General features: G+C 44.8%; 17 protein-coding genes and 1 pseudogene. 13 read left to right on the top strand and 5 right to left on the bottom strand.

Features of this window, described 5'->3' with window-relative positions; genetic code table 11:
- Positions 1-73: 73 nt before the first annotated feature.
- From AACT18_RS12405 to AACT18_RS12380, 6 genes and pseudogenes are all read left to right on the top strand, one after another.
- Positions 74-1261, top strand: a pseudogene (locus tag AACT18_RS12405) (di-heme oxidoreductase family protein); the annotation flags it as partial.
- A gap of 9 nt (positions 1262-1270) precedes the next feature.
- Positions 1271-2308, top strand: a complete 1038-nt coding sequence (locus AACT18_RS12400) for an imelysin family protein (RefSeq protein WP_019280958.1) — start codon at positions 1271-1273, stop codon at positions 2306-2308.
- Positions 2298-3395, top strand: coding sequence for a DUF1513 domain-containing protein (locus tag AACT18_RS12395; protein WP_176428333.1), 1098 nt, complete (start codon positions 2298-2300; stop codon positions 3393-3395). Before AACT18_RS12400 ends, AACT18_RS12395 begins: the two co-directional genes overlap by 11 nt.
- A gap of 143 nt (positions 3396-3538) precedes the next feature.
- On the top strand, positions 3539-5101 hold the full coding sequence (locus AACT18_RS12390; RefSeq protein ID WP_094146654.1) for a L,D-transpeptidase family protein: 1563 nt from the start codon (positions 3539-3541) through the stop codon (positions 5099-5101).
- Between the two features lie 220 nt (positions 5102-5321).
- Positions 5322-5864, top strand: coding sequence for a YcbK family protein (locus tag AACT18_RS12385; protein WP_017044782.1), 543 nt, complete (start codon positions 5322-5324; stop codon positions 5862-5864).
- A 75-nt stretch (positions 5865-5939) separates the two neighbouring features.
- On the top strand, positions 5940-6596 hold the full coding sequence (locus AACT18_RS12380) for an MBL fold metallo-hydrolase (protein WP_010320728.1): 657 nt from the start codon (positions 5940-5942) through the stop codon (positions 6594-6596).
- A 47-nt stretch (positions 6597-6643) separates the two neighbouring features.
- On the opposite strand, the gene AACT18_RS12375 is transcribed toward AACT18_RS12380, so the two are convergent.
- Positions 6644-7309: a DUF2982 domain-containing protein gene (locus AACT18_RS12375; RefSeq protein ID WP_013856748.1), complete on the bottom strand. Its 666-nt coding sequence runs from the start codon at positions 7307-7309 to the stop codon at positions 6644-6646.
- A gap of 199 nt (positions 7310-7508) precedes the next feature.
- Between AACT18_RS12375 and AACT18_RS12370 the strand changes: the two genes are divergently transcribed.
- The gene (locus AACT18_RS12370) at positions 7509-7898 is read left to right on the top strand and encodes a MarR family transcriptional regulator (RefSeq protein WP_161439660.1); all 390 of its coding nucleotides are present in this window, start codon (positions 7509-7511) and stop codon (positions 7896-7898) included.
- A gap of 78 nt (positions 7899-7976) precedes the next feature.
- Here AACT18_RS12370 and AACT18_RS12365 read toward each other — a convergent pair whose 3' ends face one another.
- Positions 7977-8453: a MarR family winged helix-turn-helix transcriptional regulator gene (locus AACT18_RS12365; protein ID WP_010320725.1), complete on the bottom strand. Its 477-nt coding sequence runs from the start codon at positions 8451-8453 to the stop codon at positions 7977-7979.
- Positions 8454-8846: 393 nt separating this feature from the next.
- On the opposite strand from AACT18_RS12365, the gene AACT18_RS12360 reads away from it, so the two are divergent.
- Both AACT18_RS12360 and AACT18_RS12355 read left to right on the top strand, forming a co-directional pair.
- On the top strand, positions 8847-10424 hold the full coding sequence (locus tag AACT18_RS12360) for a BCCT family transporter (RefSeq protein WP_017044778.1): 1578 nt from the start codon (positions 8847-8849) through the stop codon (positions 10422-10424).
- 198 nt (positions 10425-10622) lie between these two features.
- Positions 10623-12506 (top strand): methyl-accepting chemotaxis protein, encoded by a 1884-nt coding sequence (locus AACT18_RS12355; protein WP_094125482.1) that lies wholly within the window; start codon positions 10623-10625, stop codon positions 12504-12506.
- Between the two features lie 123 nt (positions 12507-12629).
- On the opposite strand, the gene AACT18_RS12350 is transcribed toward AACT18_RS12355, so the two are convergent.
- The 3 genes from AACT18_RS12350 to AACT18_RS12340 all read right to left on the bottom strand — a co-directional run bounded on the left by AACT18_RS12350 (position 12630) and on the right by AACT18_RS12340 (position 16704).
- Positions 12630-13349 (bottom strand): 3'-5' exonuclease, encoded by a 720-nt coding sequence (locus tag AACT18_RS12350; RefSeq protein ID WP_202599105.1) that lies wholly within the window; start codon positions 13347-13349, stop codon positions 12630-12632.
- Between the two features lie 5 nt (positions 13350-13354).
- Complete coding sequence (locus AACT18_RS12345; RefSeq protein ID WP_094125481.1) at positions 13355-15244, bottom strand: putative nucleotidyltransferase substrate binding domain-containing protein; 1890 nt, start codon at positions 15242-15244, stop codon at positions 13355-13357.
- Positions 15245-15513: 269 nt separating this feature from the next.
- Complete coding sequence (locus AACT18_RS12340) at positions 15514-16704, bottom strand: amino acid aminotransferase (RefSeq protein ID WP_088721173.1); 1191 nt, start codon at positions 16702-16704, stop codon at positions 15514-15516.
- 862 nt (positions 16705-17566) lie between these two features.
- On the opposite strand from AACT18_RS12340, the gene AACT18_RS12335 reads away from it, so the two are divergent.
- The 4 genes from AACT18_RS12335 to AACT18_RS12320 are packed head-to-tail and all read left to right on the top strand — an operon-like array spanning position 17567 to position 21674.
- Positions 17567-18739 carry a methyl-accepting chemotaxis protein gene (locus AACT18_RS12335; protein ID WP_094124739.1) on the top strand — a complete coding sequence of 391 codons (1173 nt, stop codon included), beginning with the start codon at positions 17567-17569 and terminating at the stop codon, positions 18737-18739.
- A gap of 17 nt (positions 18740-18756) precedes the next feature.
- Positions 18757-19140, top strand: coding sequence for a response regulator (locus tag AACT18_RS12330; protein ID WP_013856759.1), 384 nt, complete (start codon positions 18757-18759; stop codon positions 19138-19140).
- 9 nt (positions 19141-19149) lie between these two features.
- Positions 19150-19461, top strand: coding sequence for an STAS domain-containing protein (locus AACT18_RS12325; RefSeq protein ID WP_013856760.1), 312 nt, complete (start codon positions 19150-19152; stop codon positions 19459-19461).
- A gap of 17 nt (positions 19462-19478) precedes the next feature.
- On the top strand, positions 19479-21674 hold the full coding sequence (locus tag AACT18_RS12320) for a chemotaxis protein CheA (RefSeq protein ID WP_094124740.1): 2196 nt from the start codon (positions 19479-19481) through the stop codon (positions 21672-21674).
- Positions 21675-21702: the final 28 nt, after the last annotated feature.

Genomic DNA, 21702 nt, shown 5'->3' with positions numbered 1-21702 from the left:
TTAATTATTTTCAAAGAGTTATGTATGTATAACTCACTTTCTCTTTTGTATTAATTTATAATTCTCTCTCTCACCAGCGCCATCATCTACCGATGCAAGAGATGGTTTAGGGCCGCTTTTTAACACCAATGGTTGCCAAAATTGTCACATCAAAGATGGTCGCGGCCATCCGCCAGAAAAAAATGACACACAGGCCGTTTCGATGTTGGTTCGCCTGAGTATTCCAGCGGTGACGGATGAACAAAAAGCGATCTATGCCAAAGAAGGGGGGATCCCCGAACCCGTCTATGGTGGACAGTTACAAGATTTCACTTTGCCCGATCAAAAAGCAGAAGGACAAATCCAAATCGCTTATCAAGAGGTTGCGGTTGCTTTTACGGATGGCCACCAAGTGATGTTACGCAAACCTAATTTAAAAATTACTGAACTTGGTTATGGTGATATGCATCCTGACACCCAGTTTTCGGCGCGTGTCGCCCCGCCAATGATTGGCCTTGGCCTACTTGAAAGCATTGCTGATGCCAGCTTATTAGCAATGGCAGACCCTGAAGATAGTGATGGCGATGGTATCTCTGGCAAAGTGAACCGTGTTTGGGATGTAGAAAAAAAAGATTTTGCCATCGGGCGTTTTGGTTGGAAAGCCGGGCAGCCTAGTTTAATGCAACAGAATGCCGCGGCGTTTAACGGCGATTTAGGATTGACCAGCCGTTTATTCCCAAAAGAAAACTGCACCGAGAAGCAAACACTCTGTCAAACCTTACCTAACGGCGGCGACCCTGAGGTCAGTGACAACATTCTTGATTTTGTCGAATTCTATTCTCAGCATTTAGCCGTTCCAGTGCGTCGCAATGTCGACGATCCACAAGTGAAGCTGGGTCAATCATTGTTCAAACAAGTTGGCTGTGAGAGTTGCCACCGTACTAACCTCAAAACGGTAAAAAGAACGGACCGCCCAGCCTTGTCAGAGCAAGAAATCCATCCTTACAGTGATTTACTACTGCATGATATGGGCGAAGGGTTAGCCGATAATCGTCCAGAGGCCTTAGCTCATGGACAAGAGTGGCGTACCCCGCCTTTGTGGGGGATCGGCTATACGCAAGAGGTGAGCGGCCATACTTATTTTTTACATGATGGCCGAGCGCGTAATCTCATGGAAGCGGTACTTTGGCATGGTGGTGAAGCGCAAAGTGCCAAAGAGAAAGTACGTCAATTCAATGCCAGCGAACGCAACGCGTTGATCGCTTTTCTTAATTCTTTATAGGGTGCGAGCATGAAATTTCCTCTGTTATTTTCGATAGCGGTTACCAGCGTACTTTCGGCTTGCCAACCCACGCCGAAATCAGCGCTTGAGCCACAAAAAAACAATCATGTTAGCCAAGGTGTTTATGAGGTTGAATTTGCTGCGGCGCAGCGTTTTGCTCAACAATCGCACCAGCTTGCTCAATTATTTGATCAGCAATGTCAGCTGGGCGATATCGCATTGCCCTTGCTGAAAGAACAGTGGCAGCAAACTATTGGGGCGTGGATGTTTTTACAAGGGCAAGAGAGAGGGCCAGCTAAAGCACTCGAGCAAAGTTGGAACGTACAATTTTGGCCAGATAAAAAAGACACTACCGGGCGAAAAATGAGCCTGTTAGCGAGCAGTGGCAAGCACTGGAGTGAGGAGCAGATTGCAAACCAGAGTGTCACAGTGCAGGGGATTGGCGCATTGGAATGGTTACTCTACGATGCTCAATCGCCGCTTCTGAAAAACCAGCAAGTAGAAACTGGTTGTATGATTGGACAAGCGATCAGCGCGAATTTGGCGACGAAATCTCATTTGATTGCTGAGCAATGGCAACAGAATCCATGGTTGATGCTGGATCTGAGCGCTTGGCAAGCCGAATACATTGCGCTGCTCTCCAATCAGCTTGATTACAGCATGAAAAAACTGAGCCGCCCCTTAGCCAATATCGGCCAGCCACGCCCTTATTTTTCAGAATCGTGGCGCGCCAAAGTCTCTTTGAATAACCTGCAAAAGAATGTGCAAGCGATGCAAGCACTCTATTTAGCAAAAGACGGTTTAGATCAGATGTTGCGGGAAAGAGATCAAGTCGCCATGGCCGAACGCGTAAAAGCACATTTATCCTTGATGTTGGAAACGTGGCCACAAACGGCCAGCTTATTTGATTTATTGCAAACGAAAACAGGCTACCGCGAGGTGCTTGCGCTCTATAACAAGTTCGAACAACTCAATTATTTACTGCATGATGAAGTCGCGGTAGAGCTAGGTGTAGTGATAGGATTTAATGCAACCGATGGTGACTGATCTAACAAGGCGTACGCTACTGAAAGCGGCGTTATTGAGCGCATCAGCGCCCCTGCTGCCGCTGGGGTGCGCTACTACGCGCCGTGGCCCACAACCCGCTTTGATTGGTTGCGCTATTCATAAAGGCTCGCAGTTTCGCGCCGTTGTAGCCGACGCTCAAGGCCAAGCGATTCACCAATTACCTTTGCCTGCAAGGGGACATGGTGTTGCTATCCACCCTACCTTGACGCATGCGGTCGCTTTTGCCCGTCGTCCCGGTGAGTTTTTGATGGTGTTGAACTATCAAAATGGAGAACCCATCAAATTGCAACTTGCGCAACCCACGCGACATTTTTATGGGCACGGCGTTTACTCAAATGATGGTGCGTGGCTTTATGCAACCGAAGGCGAGAAAGCGACAAGTCGCGGCATTATTGGTGTGTATGATGTGCAGCACAGTTACCAAAAAGTGGCTGAGTTCAGTGGTTTTGGTATTGGCCCTCACGAAGTCATTGTGATGCCAGATGGCCGGCTCGCGATTGGAGTGGGTGGGGTGCATACCTTCGGCCGAGAGCCACTCAACGTAGAGAGCATGATGCCAAGCTTGACCTACCTTTCTCATCAAGGAGAAATGCTTGAGCAACGGATATTGAACGACCACCATTTGAGCATCCGCCATCTTGCTCATGATGGTGCAGATACTGTGCTGTGCGGCCAACAATACCGAGGTCAGCCGGAAGAGTATCCACCTTTGGTAGCGCTACATCACCAAGGTGGCGAACTCATTCCGCTCTTGGCAGAGCCTGAACAATGGGCAAGATTCAACCATTACATTGCCAGTATTGCGGCGACCGACCAATGGATTTTAGCGACTTCTCCACGAGGTAACTGTTACGGTATTTGGTCAAAAGAGACACTGCAACTGGTTGAGTTGGCCTCTTTGCCGGATGCTTCTGGCGTGGTAGTGCAAGATCAGCAGTTCCAAGTCAGTTCAGGAGCTGGCTTGGTCGTTAATTCACCTTATCCTCAACCTGAAATACGCACGCGTAGTAATGTTCAATGGGACAATCACTGGTCTGCCATTGATTACTCTCGCCAAAAAAGCTGAGTAAGCGAGCTAAATTTGTTTAATGATAATTCTCATTGCATGAGAGTTTATGAATATATTGTTGATATCGACAACAACGTTTAGCAGATAGCCGTTTCTTTTGCCATACTGAAACGTGAATCAGCGTTGTTGGATAGATCGGAATGAGTAAAAGCATCCTATTTGCTTTATTATTGATTTTTAGTAGCTTTTCTCTTTACTCTGCCGAGAAGGTACAGCCTTTTGCTGTCTCGCAAGAGAATGCCTCGTTGCAATCTTTTATCCAATATCCGCATTTAGTCGAACGAATTTACCAAGAGAATGAGAATCGGCGCATTTGGCAAGATGAGCAGATTGTTCGTCAATTTGAACATCAATTGGAAGTGATTCGCCGAGCGGGGTTTAGCCCTTTATTTTCACGCCAGTTAGCGCAAATGAAAGCGTATCGGAAGCAGCAAGCGTTCAACGAATACGATCTGCTGGCGACCGATACCTTACTTTTGTATTTGAGTTATGCTGAGCAAGCGCCCAAAGTGGGTATGGCTTGGTTCTTTGAAAGTAAGCTCAACTCTGCCATTGCTCCGCCAAGCCAAGAAGCCTTGTTCGCCCTTCATGTTGCGGTAGAAGTTAACAGTATTGGCGATCTGCTCAATGGCTATGCGCCGAACAACGCGGCTTATGATCAACTGCTACACGCCTATGATTTTCTGCTCAGTACTGAAAATGCAGCGCTCTTGTTGTACAGCCAAAAAGGGTTAAAAAAACCCGGCGATAAGCTCTCACAACGTAATGTGCTTATTGCTCGCTTATCATTAGTTAATATCGATGTTAGCAATGTTAGCACAGTGCGTGACGACGTAACTTGGTATGACAACAGCTTGGTCAAACCTGTGAAAGAGTTTCAAGCGATGCACGGTTTAAAAGCTGACGGCATGATTGGCCCCGAGACCTTAAAGTGGTTAAATTTGTCTTTGCAGGCACGTCTGTCCATGTTGGCATTAAATGCAGAGCGAACTCGTTTGTGGCCAGAATCAAAAGAGACACAGATCGTAGTCAACGTTCCCAGTTTTGATATGCGTTACTGGTATTTAGGTAAAGAAGTCTTTCAGTCTAAAGTGGTGGTGGGCCGAGTTTCACGCAAAACGCCACTCATGAGCACCAAATTGGATTCTTTGATCCTAAACCCGACGTGGAATGTGCCATACAAAATCATGGTTGAAGATATTCTGCCGATGGTAAAAAAAGATCAAAACTATTTGCGTCAACACAATATTGATATTGTTTCGAGCTGGCGCTCGAACGATCAAATTGACCCAAGCAACATCAACTGGTCTGCGGTGAATCCGGCCTCTTTTCCCTACCGAATGCGTCAGCAAGCCGGGCAAGATAATGCGTTAGGGCTGTATAAATTTAATACGCCCAATCGTAGAGCGATTTACCTACATGATACGCCGAGTAAATACCTATTCAATAATACGTCGCGAGCCTTTAGTTCGGGTTGTATTCGAGTACAAAATGCCGATAAGTTTGCTTCGATGATATTAGAAACCCAAGGTATTAATGGTGATAAATTAACGGGTAAAGAAGGGCCTACGAATGGCACGATCCCATTAAAGCAGCGCATCCCCGTACACATCATCTATCAAACCGTTTGGTATGAAGGTGGGGAACTGCATTACCGAGATGATATCTATCGTTATGATGCATTCAGCACCAGTAATGGGTGAATGGATACCGCTAAAACAGTGGTCACCTAAGTAAGCAGGGATGCGTCTCTCAATTTACCAAAAAATGACTTAATAAAGATCTCTTTTATGTTCAAAGAGTAACGATGCTGTGGCTCTCTCTTGAGCATTTCGAGCACAATTTATGCATTTGATCTTCACAATGGAGTCCGGTAGTGTCCGGGCTTGTTGAAAATAAATTCAGTTGTGAAGGTATCCAACCTTGTTAGTTTCTCGTCGTCATTTTATAAAATTGGCTGGTAGTGGTGTAGTTGTAGCGGCGTGTGCCCCCCAGATAGTATTGGCATCGTACCCTGAAACCTCTCGCATACTCGCGATGAATAATTTACATACCGGTGAAACACTTGAAACCTGTTATTTCAACGGTGTTCGTTATGTTCGATCTGAGCTTGATCGGCTCAACCATATTTGCCGTGATTTCCGCCGCAACGAAGTCCATCCAATGGACAAAAATCTATTTGACCAAATATCGAAAATTCAATCTCTACTTGGTACGCAAGCGGAAGTACAAATCATCTCTGGTTATCGATCTCCTGCCACCAATGAAATGTTGCGCACTCACTCCTCTGGGGTTGCTAAGAAAAGTTTCCATATGCTAGGCCAAGCAATTGATTTTCGGTTAGATGGTGTTCAGTTGAGTCAAGTACGCGAAGCGGCGATCGAATTGGGCGCTGGCGGTGTTGGTTATTATCCTAGCAGTGATTTTGTGCACATTGATACTGGGCCTGTACGTCATTGGTCATAAGGCTGTTCGTGACTTGTCAAATGAAAGTGTCAATGTCATAGTTCGGCCAACTGCGAATTCGAACAAGGTTTTAGTATGTCGTTAAAGTATCAAGTGGTGCCCGTCACTTCCTTCTCTCAAAACTGCTCTATCGTTTGGTGTGATGACACCATGGAAGGGATCGTGGTTGACCCCGGCGGTGATGTGAAACAGCTCGTGATGTTGATCAATGAACTCGGGGTAAAAGTGGTCAGTTTGGTTCTTACTCATGGTCATTTAGATCATGTCGGTGGAACCGAACCGCTGGCGCAGCAGTTGGGCGGCGTCGATATTATTGGACCACACAAAGCGGACAACTTCTGGCTACAAGGCCTCGAAGGTCAAAGCCAAATGTTTGGTTTTCCACTGACGGAAGCCTTTGAACCTACCCAATGGCTTAATGACGGTGATGAAGTGAAGTTTGGCCTTCAAACTCTACAAGTATTACACACGCCCGGCCACACGCCCGGCCACGTAGTGCTGTTTAGCCAGCAAGCGAAATTGGCGTTTGTTGGTGATGTATTGTTTAACGGTAGTATCGGCCGTACGGATTTCCCGCAAGGTGATTTCAATACCCTTATTCACTCGATCAAAACTAAGCTATGGCCACTTGGCAACGATGTGACGTTTGTGCCCGGCCATGGTCCGCAATCGACTTTTGGTCGTGAACGTGCCAATAACCCTTATGTCGCAGATGAAATGCCCCTGTATTGATCTTGATTAGGCTCAGAGTGTTCCTTTTGCGCCCATGAAACTATGTCTTAGTCTGGTTCGGCCGCCGCGAGGTAGCGCCGAATCAGCCCCACAAACGCCTCGGCGTCACGATCCAGATCGTGCGCTGAGATAAAAATATCATAATCAAAAAATTGCCGTTGATAGCGCATCCGATTGGCTAACATTGCCATAAGACCATGATAGTAATTACCGTTTGGCGCAGTGTAAGGTGCGTTGTCGAGTACCAAATCTTCAAATTGAGTCTCTTTGCGCTGTTGTTTTGCTCCTAAGTAGAGCAGCGCGCGCTGGCTGAGCAAGATCTCACTAGCGATTCTGGGACATACACTCTCAAGGTAAGGTGAATAATCCTTCAGTTTGATCCCAATCCAAGGCAAAGGTTGGTGCCAACCATGATATTCATAACTGCATACCCCAATGCGGCTGATATTGTTCCATTTTACGACCCAACCTCCTTTAAAGAGATGCTGCTGAAAATGGGTAGCGGTTAGGGTGTAGCTAACTTTTCCTTTCAAAATCAAAAGATAGAAGGTGATTAGAGTCACTGCCAGTGCACTTACTAACAGCAGCGCATGAATAATGTTGGATGAGAACATGACAATGCAAATTGAAGCGATGATACAAGTCGTATTGATCCATTTAACCACAGGTGATTGCAGAGAAAAGCGCGTATTAGACAAATGTTGGGTGTGCATAAACCAGTGAAACTCCTTCGAGCTACAGCATCGTTGTTGGCTGTTGCGACCTGTATAAATTGTAGTCAGTTACCGCATCAAAATGCGTTTTTGCCCCTCAATCTGTGCTATGCCCTACAAATCGAGGACGATTTTTGATATAAAACGCGCTTCAAATTTTCACCACTGCTTGAAACGCAGTGAAATGGAGAAATATTCGATGAGACTTGCTCATAAGCGTAAGGTGCAGGCAAAATTGCAAAAGCGTATTAAAGCGACTGTTGCAAACTTGATCGCCTCTCAATCAGCAAAGCCTGTAACAGCGCAATCGACCGTAGCAAAAACCGCTGCAACAAAAGTAGTTGTGGAGAAAGCGGCGGCGAACTCTAAAAAAGTGGATGTTGCGTTAACGCCAAAACAGCAACAGGTTTTAGATATCGTCGCTAACCACACAGAAGGTATGAATCCTAAATCGATCGGCTTAAGTGCTGGTCAAGAAGATGCGAAAGCTGCCGCTTGGGCCACTGGCGCACTCAAGAAACTAGTAGAAGAAAATCTGGTAGTGAAAGAGCAGTTAGCAGGCAACAAAGTTATCTATAAAGCCATTTAATCTGCTGTTCGTTGTGAATGAATTAGCCTCGGTAGCTCCGAGGCTTTTTTACGATCAAATTTTAAAATGCAATCAAAGCTATTCTTCTTTGGTAATAGAGCCAATTTCGAGCATCGGCGCGACATCTATGTTTTCGGCATTCATCATAGAAGATAAACGTTGTACTGATGAGAGCAACAAGCTTTGCTCCCACTCTTGAAGCTGCCTAAATTGTTCGACAAAGCTTTCTTGCAATGGTTGCGGTGCCTTTTCTAGCAGCTTCTTACCTTCGTCCGTTAAATGGGCGTGCACTTTTCGTTTATCGGTATTGCTGCGAATTCGCTGTACGTATCCGTTGCGCTCTAATCTATCCAAAATGGTGGTGGCAGTGGCCTGGCTCATGTTCGTATGATCCGACAATGTGCGGATAGTCACCTCACCAAGGGTTTGAATTGAGCGCATTAAAATAAGCTGGGGACCAGTAAGTCCAGCGTCTCTATTGAGTTTTTTAGAGTGCAGATCAATTGCGCGAATAATTTGTCGAATTGAGATCAAAACTTCTTCATGTTTTTCCAAACTCATTGTCCCAAAAAGAAAGTTATTAATAAGCGGGGACCATAGCGCAGTTCTTTTCACTTGAAAAGTAGCATTCGACCTCTTTTGTTTTGGTCTAAGATGATGAGTGTATAAGTTGAGATGTAAAATGATTAGTGCTCGAATGTTTTTGTTTTCGATTTTCACCCTAAATTGGTTTAAGTTTAACCATTAAGCCTTGTTTTTTGCCTTTTATGGCATTTTATGTTGCTTTTTAGTGGATTTTTTCTGTGATTTTGGTAGGGTATTCAGCATATTGAAAAAATAAATTGCTATGAGTACGAAGTTATTTTTGGTTTTTGTCTTAAAATTGTTTCGTTCTCATGGTTATTAATCTCAACTGAAAAATCATGTCTAGATTTCTAGAGAGGTAAAATGACAAAAGGTATTGATAAGTACAGTATTGACAGTACTGACTACACCGTCGGGCAAGATAACGTGCAAAAGTGGGGGTTTGATGTTCATAACCCAGTGTTTGGCTTTAGCGCCGGATTTATTGCGCTATTTTTAGTCGCCGCTTTAGTCGTTGATCCTGAGGTTGCGAAGAGCGTGCTTGATGGCGTTAAATGGAAAATTATTGGCACTTTTGACTGGCTGTTTATTTGGTCGGGTAATCTTTTTGTGCTGTTTTGCTTAGGCTTGATTGTTTCTCCCTTTGGTAAAATACGTTTAGGTGGCCAAGAGGCGACAGCAGACTACTCTTTTATTTCTTGGCTCTCTATGCTGTTTGCCGCAGGGATGGGTATTGGTCTCATGTTCTGGAGTGTCGCTGAACCTGTGGCGTATTTTACCGGTTGGTATGAGACGCCCTTAGGTGTTGCAGCCAACACACCCGAAGCGGCTAAACTAGCATTAGGTGCAACCATGTACCATTGGGGTCTACACCCTTGGGCCATTTACGGTGTGGTAGCGCTTTCCCTGGCGTTCTTTACTTACAACAAAGGGCTTCCGCTTTCTATTCGCTCTATTTTTTACCCGTTGCTTGGCGATCGTGCTTGGGGCTGGGCAGGGCATATCATTGATATTCTGGCTGTATTAGCAACATTATTTGGCTTAGCAACGTCATTAGGGCTGGGTGCGCAACAAGCGGCTAGTGGTATCCATCATGTTTTTGGCATTGATGCCGGAATGGGCTTACAAATTGTCGTGATTACCGTCGTTACTTTATTGGCAGTGGTCTCCGTGGTGCGTGGTATTGATGGTGGTGTCAAAGTCATCAGTAACATCAATATGATCGTTGCGTTCTTGCTGCTGATTTTGGTTGCACTGATTGGCTATACCGTAACCTTTTCATCCATTCCAACCACATTAATGGCGTATATTGAAAATATCATCCCACTCAGTAACCCGCACGGTCGAACTGATGAGGCTTGGTTCCAAGGTTGGACAGTGTTCTATTGGGCTTGGTGGATTTCATGGTCACCATTTGTTGGAATGTTCATTGCGCGAGTATCAAAAGGCCGTACTATCCGCGAGTTCCTCACCGCCGTATTATTAGTACCTACTGCTGTTACCTTGATTTGGATGTCTGTATTTGGTGGTTTGGCGATTGATCAAGTTATCAACAATGTTGGCCAATTAGGCGCGAATGGTTTGACCGAAGTGCCACTGGCGATGTTCCAAATGTTTGATGCGCTGCCTTATGGCACCTTACTTTCAGTGATTGCGGTTGTGTTAGTGTTGGTATTTTTTATCACCTCATCAGATTCAGGGTCACTGGTTATTGATAGTATTACTGCTGGAGGCAAAGTGGATGCCCCTGTCCTACAGCGTATTTTCTGGGCGTTGATGGAAGGCGCTATCGCCGTAGCCTTGTTATGGATTGGTGGCACCAATGCTATTGAAGCGTTGCAGGCTGCGGCAATATCAACGGCGCTGCCATTTACCATCGTCTTACTATTGATGTGTGTGAGCCTACTGTTAGGAATGCGAACCGAGCTCTTGAAACGTTAATTTCGACATTGATTTGAAAAGGCGACGAAAGTCGCCTTTTTTGATGTTTTTTTGACGATCGTCATTAGAGTGTTTTGCTAAAATACTAAGAAAAGCAAATGGTTATCTTGTGTCAGAATTCGACATATATTTCGTGCATCTTGTGTTAAATCTGGTTAATATTCGCCTCCGTTCCTGTATCTAACATTCTGCAAACCAATGAAATTAACCTTAAAGCAAAAGCTAATCGGTGCCAGTCTTTCTGCCGTCGTCGTTATGGCGAGCGCGTTGACTTGGCTAGCCGCTGATCAACTCTTTGAACAAACTCGAAATGGCGTATATTCGCGGGCAGAAAGCTTGTCAGCTGCCGCTGCGAAAGGCATTTCGGACTGGATTGTGGTCCGTAAAGAGATCTCAACCGCTTTTAATGACTACACCGCTCAAGATGATGTCGTCCCTTTCTTACAGCAAGCTCGCAAAGCGGGTGGCTTTGATGATATTTTCTTTGGTACACCGCAAGGTGAGATGTATCGTTCACACCCTGAGCGTAACCGTGCTGACTATGATCCTCGCCAACGCCCTTGGTATAAAGATGCCGTTTCAGCGAATAAACAAATTATCACCACCGCTTATAAAGACGCGATCACCAATGCACTGTTGGTGACAATTGCAGAGCCTGTGCGTCGCAATGGGCAATTTGTCGGCGTCGTTGGTGCCGATGTGTTAATCGATCAGTTGATCCAAGATGTCATCAGTTTAGATGCGGGCAAAAACGCCTACGCGATGTTGATTGATGCGCAAGATGGAACCTTTTTAGCGCATCCAGATAAAAATTTCTTATTAAAACCAGTGTCGTCATTGTCGAAGACGTTGACGATGAACATGATAGAGCAAGCAGTGGCTTCAGGTACCGTTGAAGACGCGTCATTACAAGGTGTTGATAAGCTATTTTACTTCGCCAAAGTGCCGCAAACCGATTGGATTTTCGCTATCCAAATGGATCGTGCAACGGAAGAAGCAGCGCATACATCTTTGCTTACCGGCCTGATTGTGACTGCGCTTGTGATTACTATTGCTGTGATTGTAATCGTCTCTTGGTTAGTGAGCTTTTTGTTTAGAGATCTTAGCCGAGTATCCAAGGCCTTAGAGGAAATTGCTTCCGGAGACGGTGATTTAACTCAACGTCTTGAACCAAGAAGTGATGATGAAGTTGGGCAATTAGCACAAAACTTCAATACCTTTGTCGGTAACATGCACACCATGGTTTCTAAGCTCAGCTTTGTTTCTGCTGCGTTGTCTGAACAGTCAAAACAGACGGCCGCTCAAGCCAAAGAGCGTAGTGCGCGTATCCGTTTACAACAAGATGAAATTAATATGGTGGCTACGGCCATCAATGAAATGGCCGCAGCTACACAAGAGATTGCCGGTAACGCAGATCATACCGCTCAGAACTCTGGCGAAGCGGTAACGGCTTGCGTGCATGGTTCGAATCAAGTTTCACAAACACAAGGTTCGATTCAAAATCTGGCTCAAGAAGTTCAAGTGGCCACTGATGTTATCCTTGAGCTGGAAGCACACGGTAAACACATCAATACGATTCTGGCGACTATTCAAAACATAGCAGAGCAAACTAACCTGCTAGCATTGAATGCGGCGATTGAAGCGGCGCGTGCTGGTGAGCAAGGTCGTGGCTTTGCGGTGGTTGCCGATGAAGTTCGTGTGCTTAGTCAACGTACACATGCTTCGACAAAAGAAATTCAGCAGATGATCGAAACGTTGCAATCAACGACGGGTAAAGCGGTTGGCATTATGGGTGATAGCCGTATGCTTGCTGGAACCAGCGTAGATGATGCGAACGCCGCTGCAGCAAGTTTGATGCAAATTCATAATTCAGTTGAGCGCATCAGTGACATGGCGACGCAAATTGCCTCGGCCGCTGAAGAGCAAGCTTCTGTGACGTCGGAAATTACTCGTAATACGGAAGGGATCCGCGATGTTTCTAACGATCTTGCACAAGAAGCGCATGAAGCAGCCGCACAAGCATCACAACTTTCTGAGCTTTCGCATCAGTTAGAAAATGAAATTCGTCGCTTTAAGCTGTAAGTTCTAAGCGTAAAAGCCGAGATGTGATTAAAAAGAGGAACCTAACATGGGTTCCTCTTTTTTTGCTCGTGTCGAGCACGGTACTAAACCTTGAAAGAATCCCTTGAAAGGATAATCAAAAAGTTATAGCCACAACGTTCGGACACTTTGCTGCCGATCAAAATGATGAGCGATTTGTGCTTGGAATAATTCCGCGGTGGCAATAGCATCAACTAAAGCGTGGTGTGGGGTGTACGCTGGTAGCCCATAACGCGCTCGCGCTTGCCCTAAACGCACTGATTGTGGTTTTTGCCCTTTTAACTGGTTCCATAAACCTCCATGTAACCGTTGTTGAATTTCCGTTTCCAATTGCAAAGTATCGATCACAGGGAACTCAATGCCTTCACCCAATCGCACTTTTAATGCTTGATTGAGAAAGCTACGTTCAATATGACGGTAATGGACTACAACAATTTTTCCAGATAAGGCCTTCAGTATTGACTCCTGCACTTCTGCCAAATCTGGCGCATCTAAAATATCGTTGTGTGTGATGCCATGGATAACCACCGAATCCTCTTTTAACGCTTGGCGTGGCCGAACTATCCAATGTTTAGAGCGGTTGAGATAGATACGGTTTAAGGTAAAAGGCACCAAGCCAATGGTGATAATGTCATCATGCTGCGCACTTAAACCCGTTGTTTCCAAATCTAAAGCGACAAACTCTATTTCATCGATTGGCGTGCAACCCTTAGCAATCGGCCTTGAATAAAAATCTTTGAGTAACGGATGGTTAACCAACGACTGCTTATTGGCATATTTTGCTACCCAATCGATGCTCGGTTTTTGAAACCATTGTTTAATCATCACTCTCACTTAAAGTTATTGCTGGCTTGATAACGGAATTTCAAGAAATTTTGCGCATTGCTTAGGATTTGAAACGCATCTTTTAAGTTGCGTCTTTCAAAATCGGATAGGTTTTCTGGCTCGATATTGTTATCTGGCTCTATTTCTTGTTCAACGTCAGCCGCTTGGTGGCGAATGCGTACCATAGCGATAAACTCCATTGCATCACGCAGATCTTGCGCCCGTCCTTTGGGTAGAATTCCGGCTTCAATGATGTCATCTAAACGTTCAAACGAGTTGGTAGAGCGTGAACCGACAGCCAATGCATGCACACGGATTAAATCCGCTAACGGTGCAGTGCCGCGACGTTTTAAATTGATGGTGTTATTGTGTCGTCCATCTTTTTCCATCACAAAGTCTTTGAAAAACCCCAATGGTGGCGTGCGGTTCAGTGCATTTCGTGCAAGGCATGCAAGAAACCGATTATTTTTGCGTGCTCGCCGTACAATAAACCCATTCAGTTGTTCTGCCCATTTGGTCCTGCCACACACTCCGTATAAGTCAAAAAAGATGGATGCATTCAATAGCGCCTTAGGGTTAGGGTTATCTATCCAATCGGCAAAGCAGGCTTCCCATTCTTTACGAGTCATACGCCACATCGGGTTGCTGGCCATAATGTCCCCCGTACAGTAGCTGTAACCGCATTGATCTAAGCTGTCGCAGACAAATTTGGCGAACGCTTCGAAATAAGCACCATGCTGTGTTTCTTCATAGCTATCGTCCAAAATTAAAGCGTTATCTTGGTCCGTGACAATTAACTGTTCATCACGGCCCATAGAACCCAAGGCTAAAAAGCAGTATGGAATAGGCGGCGAGCCTAGTAATTCTTCGGCAAGTTCAATGATTCTTTGTTTAAAGCTACGGCCAATCACTGACATCGCCGTGCCGATCATATGTGAGTTTGCATCTTCATTGACTAAACGAACAAAACTGTCTTTGACTTGGTGCGACAGTGTGGCTAACTCTTCAACGCTTTGTTGCTGGAAGATGCGACTGACGAGCAGCAATGAGTTTTGTGATTCGTAGCGAACAATGTCGGTCGCTTCAATGATACCGATCGGCTTTTTTTCTTTGAGTATAGGAAGATGATGAACATTGTACCGAAGCATTTTCAGCATGGCCTCATAGACATAAGCATTATGATCTAATGAGATAACCTCCGTTGTCATCACTTCCGTGACGAGGTGATTAGGATCGATGCCAACGGCTAATACACGCGTGCAGAGATCTCGGTCAGTCAGGATGCCGATTACCGGGCTGTTATCGTCATCACTCTCTTGCAAAATATCAGGGTCAATCACCAGCAGTGAAGAGATACTCTCTTCCGCCATCTTGATCGCCGCATGTTGAATGGTTTCTGTTTTGTAAACGAAAGGGGCTTCTCGGCTGAGTAAGGTTCGCACTTTCGAGGTGGTGAGATCATTCTGCTCTGTTTTACTCAGTACGGCTTGGCGAAGGCGCGCGCTATCTTGCACTTCAACAAAATCAGCAAAGGAATCATAGTTGTCATATAAATCCTGAAACCTTGCCTCTGGAATACAATAAACCAGCGTATCTTCAATCGCTGTGACCGGAAAACGAACACGGTTATTGGTCAATAGCCCCATTTGACCAAATAAACCGCCTTCGGTTAGGCGGTTGTATAATTCGCCTTTGCGACGGTACACCTCGACGACGCCGCTGCGGATCAAATACAAGTCCTGGATATGATCACCAAAATGAATGATGGGTGTACCTTGTCGAAAATAGGAGATTTCTACGCTCTGCGTCACTTCGATCAGTGTTTCTTCAGGTAGTTCATTGAACGGTGGATACTGAGCAAGGAAGTTCTTGATTTCAATTAATTCTGCTTCCATGGAGGCTTCCTTGTGTTTCGGAGTTCATATTGTGGGATTCTGACGTCGTGAGCCAGCTAAACGATGTAACTGGTCAAAGGGATCCGGTTACATCGGTGGCATTGGACATAGGATTCAGAGAGTTATAGTACATGAAAAGAACGTGCTTTGCAGGCAAGAGGGGAAAGTGTACGCGCTTCGATGTGAATCAAGTGCCATTTCAGTGAATTGAAGATAAAAAAATAGCCGACAAGTGGCGGCTATTGTTGTCTATTTCTTATCATTATCGATTATAGAACCGCTGCAATACCTTTGCACAGTGGGCCCATATTCGATTTCGTCATGCCTGCCACACTGATACGGCCGGAACCGACGATGTAAATTGCCAATTCATCTTTCAGACGAGCAACTTGTTCCTTGTTCAAACCAGAAAAAGAGAACATGCCATTTTGACGTTCAATAAAGCTAAAATCAGCCTTCACACCTTCGGCTTTTAGGGTGGTAACAAACAGCTCACGCATCTCTTGAATACGTTCACGCATTTCTGTCACTTCGTTTTCCCATTCTGCGCGCAGTTCGGCGTTGTTGAGGATATAAGTAACGACCGCAGCACCGTGCGCTGGTGGGTTTGAGTAAATGGAACGAATGATCGCTTTGATTTGTGAGAAAGTTGTTTCAGCGACATCTGTTGAGCCAGCAACGATGGTAAACGCACCCACGCGCTCATTGTACAAACCGAAGTTTTTAGAGAATGAGCTCGCCACTAAGATCTCTTTATTGTATTTCGCAAAAGTACGTAGGCCTTGTGCGTCTTCTTCAACACCTTTCGCAAAACCTTGATAAGCAAAGTCAAACAGAGGAAGAAGCCCTTTATCAGCGACTAATTTTGCTAACGTTTCCCACTCTTTATCGGTTGGATCAATGCCAGTTGGGTTGTGGCAGCACCCGTGTAGAAGAACAATATCACCCGCTTGAGCTTGCTCAAGATCGGTAAGCATCGCTGCGAAATCTTTATCTTTCGTTTCGGCATTGTAGTACGAATACTGCGTGGTTTCTAAACCAGCCGCATTAAAAACACCGTGATGGTTTGCCCATGTTGGGTTGCTGATCCACACTTTCACGTCGCCGATTTGACGCTTAATAAATTCACCAGCTACACGCAGTGCACCAGTACCACCCGGCGCTTGCGCCGTTTTTGCGAGCTTTTGCGTCACAATCTCAGATTCATCGCCAAACAGGAGTTTTTGTACCGCGAGCCCATATTCAGCAGTACCTTCAATGGTGAGATAAGATTTGGTCTTTTCAGACTCAAGCAACGCCGCTTCCGCTTTCTTTACTGTCGCAAGAACAGGTGTTTCACCTGCTTCATTTTTGTAGATACCAACACCGAGGTTAATTTTTTCAGTGCGAGGATCTTTTTTAAACTCTTCGGTTAAACCAAGAATAGGGTCAGCCGGAGCTGCGACAACTTTTTCAAACATAATCATCATCCATGTAAAGTGTTAGAAGGGATTTTAGAAACATAAAATTAAGGTATTTATACCTTTATGAAATATCCGTTACAACACACAAAACAGAAAAACTGAAAATAATTTGTGTTGGCTAAGAATCATGAGTAAAAAGGCGATTTTTTTAAAAAAACTCTATCATCCACCGTTTTCAGGCGGGGAGATTAAATAGGTTTTACTTTGAGAAGTAGTCAGCTCAACGGCAAAATTCATCATCAAATACGATATTTTGCCATTGAGCGGAGGAGTTACTGTAATAAGAGATTAATGTTTATCCTGATGGCGAGCGGCAATGGCGACAAATTGTTGTTCAACACTCAAAAAAGCCTCTACGACTTGTGGGTCAAAATGTGTCGCTTCGCCCTGTAGAATGATGGCTGTTGCTTCGCTTGGTATTATTCATGAATTTGATTTCATTTCGGTATGTGATGATTAAGTTTAGGTGATTAAATTCGTTCAATGTTGTGTTTTCGTGATTAACCGATGTGCGGAGGATCAGAAAAGCGATGGATTCTAGTGATGTATTTCTAGGAAAGATAGCTAAATAAAATAAAGCCAATGTGATCCGATCAGTGCGTCATGTTATGAGTACAGAGGAGAGGGCTCAATGACGTTACTCAGCCGAACTTAACGAAAGTCAATCGTTACTCTGATTGATAAGAGTGGACTGTTTAAAATTACCTAAAACAACAAAAGTAAAATTACATCTGCCGACTACATTGCAGATTCCTCCAAGCTTTCCTATCTTTAGTTATGAGCTCCAGGCGTTGCATAACAACTTCTTACATAACGTCATAGCTTTCGTCAGTGTTTTATGGCTAAAGGATAATAAATCATGCTCCTCATTAGGCTGGTACGTGTTTACGTGCCCTTAGTGCTATTGTCGATAGTTGCTCTTATGCCACAGCCAACACATTTTGGTGTTTGGGCTCTATTATTTGTGACTTTTGCTAGTGTTAGCTATGCAATTTGGAATTACGAATCCTTCATTTCCCAAGTCAAAGCGCAAAAAAAGACAATTGAACACCTCTCTCAAACACAAGAGATCCAACTGGATGGATATCATTCTTTAGAGCCTCTCTTTGCTCAATCTCTGCCAGTGTGGTCTCGTCATATTGATTTAGCCAATGTGCAACTTACCGATTCTGTTACTCAACTGAGCCAGCAATTTGGTGATCTTGTCACGCAGCTTTCACAAGCACTCTCCTTCTCGCAAGGCTCAACCTTAAAAGATGAGCGTAATTTAATGAGCGAAATTGAGCGTTGTCGAGCCATGCTTTCTAAAGCGGTTGATGAGCTTAGAGAAAGCCAAAAGACAAGAGAGCATATGCTTGATGAAATGCGCAGCCTTGATCAATACACAGTCGATTTAAAAAAAATGGCAACCGATGTGGTGGGCATTGCTGAAAAAACCAACTTATTAGCGCTTAATGCTGCCATTGAGTCAGCCAGAGCAGGAGAGGCAGGTCGAGGTTTTGCAGTGGTGGCCGATGAAGTGCGTAACCTTTCACAGCGTTCAAGGGAGATCGCTAGCAGCATGACGGAGAAAGTGAACGTTGTCAGTGATGCGATTAATACTACATTTAAGACGGCTGAAATGGCTATTGCGGCTGAGAGTGAACAAATGGAACAAACCGAGCAGCGTATCGATTATGTCATTAACCACTTCCAAGATATGGCACAAACCTTACAGCAACAGTCTGAGCGGTTAAAAGAAGATGCATTTTCGGTGAAGGAAACAATCAGTAGTGTGATTGTGAAATTGCAATTTCAAGACCGAGTAAGCCAAATATTAGAGCAAATCAGCACCAATCTCAAAGAACTCAGTGGCTCATTAGAGCTGCTCAAACAAGACAGCAATCATGCGATCGCAGGCGAATTATCCCCGCAAAAATGGCTGGAAAAAATGACCAAGAACTACACCATGATAGAACAGCATGAAAGCCACAAAGGCAAGGTTACTGAGGTGAAAAGCAAGGTGACTAGCACGGACATTACTTTCTTTTGAGAACCGTAAATGAATAAATGAGGAACTCTGTGATGAACAAAACGGTACTTGTTGTAGATGATTCGGCTTCAATTCGGCAGGTTGTGAGTATGACCTTAAAAGGAGCAGGCTATCAGACGATCGAAGCTCATGATGGTAAAGATGCATTATCCAAATTGGCCGGGAATCGTGTTCATTTGGTCATCAGCGACGTAAATATGCCGAATATGGATGGCATTACCTTACTTAAAGAGCTGAAGCAAAGGCCAGACACAAAATTTACGCCGGTGATTATGCTTACAACTGAATCTGAGGCATCGAAGAAAGAACAGGGTCGTGCTGCGGGTGCGAAAGCTTGGGTTGTAAAACCCTTTGCACCTGAACAGATGCTTGCCGCCGTAGCAAAACTGATCCAAGCCTAAGGGGGGATTATGCTGACTCCACACCAAACCGATGAGCAATTAATGTTAAAACTTGACGGTGAACTGACGATTTATGAGGCTCGAAATTTGTTTGAGCAGCTGACCCCTTTTGTGTCTCATAGCGAGAAGATCGCCATTGAACTTTCCCAAGTCACTGCTCTGGACAGCAGTTGCGTACAAGTATTGATGGCATTTAAAAAAGCAAGAATAGAACAGGGATGTGAACTGATTCATCACAGTGAAGTCGTGGTGGATGTGCTGGGTAAACTGGGGCTAGTGGGATGGTTTCATGACCCTATCGTTCTTTCGAGTTCACAATAAGACAAAGTGACAAGCTAATGACGAAGCCCCAGGGAGATACTATGGACGAAATGATGGCTGCGGCGCTCCAAACTTATTTTAATGAGAGTAGGGAGTTGCTTGAAGGGATGGAATCTGACCTTCTTGAACTGGATAGCGGGAATCTTGATGGCTTAAATGAGCGATTAAACGCAATTTTTCGAGCAGCGCATACTGTAAAAGGCTCAGCAGGGATATTTAACTTAAATGAGATCGTTCGTTTTACTCATAAAGTAGAAAGCTTGCTTGATTTATTGCGCTCAGAACAACTTAAGTTGCATGAAAAGCATATTTCCTTGTTGCTTGAGTGCCGCGATCACATGGTGAGCTTGATTGATGATGCTCAAACGGGGCAAGAGTCATCAGAAGATGACGTTACCGGACAGCGCTTAGGGGCCCGATTGTCTGAGTTTTTAGGTCAATCTGAGCCAGAAAGTCATTCACCAGCCACGGAATCTGAACCTGATCACACCACACTCGACAATTTCTGCTGGCATATCTCTTTAACTTTCCCGCTTCATGCATTCCAAGATGGTATGGATCCGCTCTCTTTTCTTTCTTATTTAACTACGCTGGGAGAGGTTATTTATATCGAGGCTGTCGACCGAAAATTACCTGATTGGCACAACTTTGATCCGGAATGTTGTTATTTGGGTTTTGAACTGCGTTTCTATTCGCCGGCATCTAAACAACAAATCGAAGACGTGTTTGAATTCATTCGTGAAGAAGGTGACGTTCGCATCTTTCCACCCAGTGCCAAAGTGGGTGACTTCATTGATCACATTCAATCAATGCCCGATGAAAATTATAGAATTGGCGAAATATTAGTTCGTTGTGGCGCGCTCACTGAGACTGAATTGAAGCGTGCATTGCAGCAACAAAGTGAGCGGCGAGAAGCGAGTTCGGACGCGATACCCATAGGTGAAATTATCACTCAGGCTGATGCTCAATTAGCACCCGTACTCAATGCGGCGGTCGATAAACAAAGTAAAGCCCGAGAGGCGCTAACCAAAGAGCAAAAAAGCTTGCGAGTGGATGCTGAAAAGTTAGATACCTTAATTAATTTAGTCGGGGAATTGGTCACCGCAGGTGCCGGCAGTGCATTACAGGCGGAGCTAATTGGCGAAAATGTAATGATTGAATCTGTTGCACGGCTCAATGGCCTTCTCGAAGAAGTCAGAGACGCGGCACTACAGCTTAGAATGGTGGCTATCGGTGCGACATTTGCCCGTTTTCAACGCGTTGTTCGTGATATGGCGAAGGAGCTAAACAAAAGTATTCATCTCACGATTACCGGTGCGGATACCGAATTAGATAAATCAGTGATTGAAAAAATTGGCGATCCTTTGATGCATTTAGTGCGCAATGCGATTGACCACGGCATTGAAACAGAGGAAGAGCGTGTCGCAAATGGTAAACCTTCTCACGGCACCATCACGCTCAATGCTTACCATGACTCAGGCAATATAGTGATCGATGTGAGCGATGACGGAAAAGGGCTCCACAGCGAAAAATTGCGCGCAAAAGCGATTGAAAAAGGGCTACTTGATGAAAACCAACTCGTGAGCGATGACGAGATTTTTCAGCTCATTTTTGAGCCCGGCTTTTCAACGGCCCAGCAGGTTTCCAATATTTCAGGTCGCGGTGTCGGTATGGACGTAGTGAAGCGAAATATTACCGATTTGCGAGGTCGAGTAGAGATTCACAGCCTACTTAATCGAGGAACAACTATCCGCATTGTATTGCCGCTCACACTCGCGATCATTGATGGTTTCCTAATTGAAGTGAGTAGCGAAACCTTCGTTGTGCCGTTGGATGCCGTTCAAGAATGCGTCGAACTTGATGACCAGTGGCTCAAAGATGGCCAAGGCAAACCTTATATTAATCTCAGGGGACAAGTGCTGCCTTTAATTGATTTAAGAGTGCAATTTAACCTCACTGCGCGTCGCTCAAAACGCCAAAATGTGGTGGTGGTCAGTAGTGCGGGGCAAAGTGCTGGTTTGATCGTGGATAATTTGTTGGGGGAATTACAAACCGTAATTAAGCCACTTGGGCCGATTTTTTCACGGGTTAAAGGAATCAGCGGTTCGACTATTTTGGGCAGTGGAGATATTGCTCTTATCTTAGATATCGCCAGTTTATCGCAACATATTATGAAGGAAGAGTCGAAGCATCGCTTATTGGCAATGCACTAACTTGGCTCAATTACATTGTCAGAAAGGA

The sequence above is a fragment of the Vibrio sp. V04_P4A5T148 genome (genome assembly GCF_963875605.1).
GTDB lineage: Bacteria > Pseudomonadota > Gammaproteobacteria > Enterobacterales > Vibrionaceae > Vibrio > Vibrio anguillarum.
Note: the sequence above shows the minus strand (reverse complement) of the source record. Positions and strands in the feature narration are given on the sequence as shown.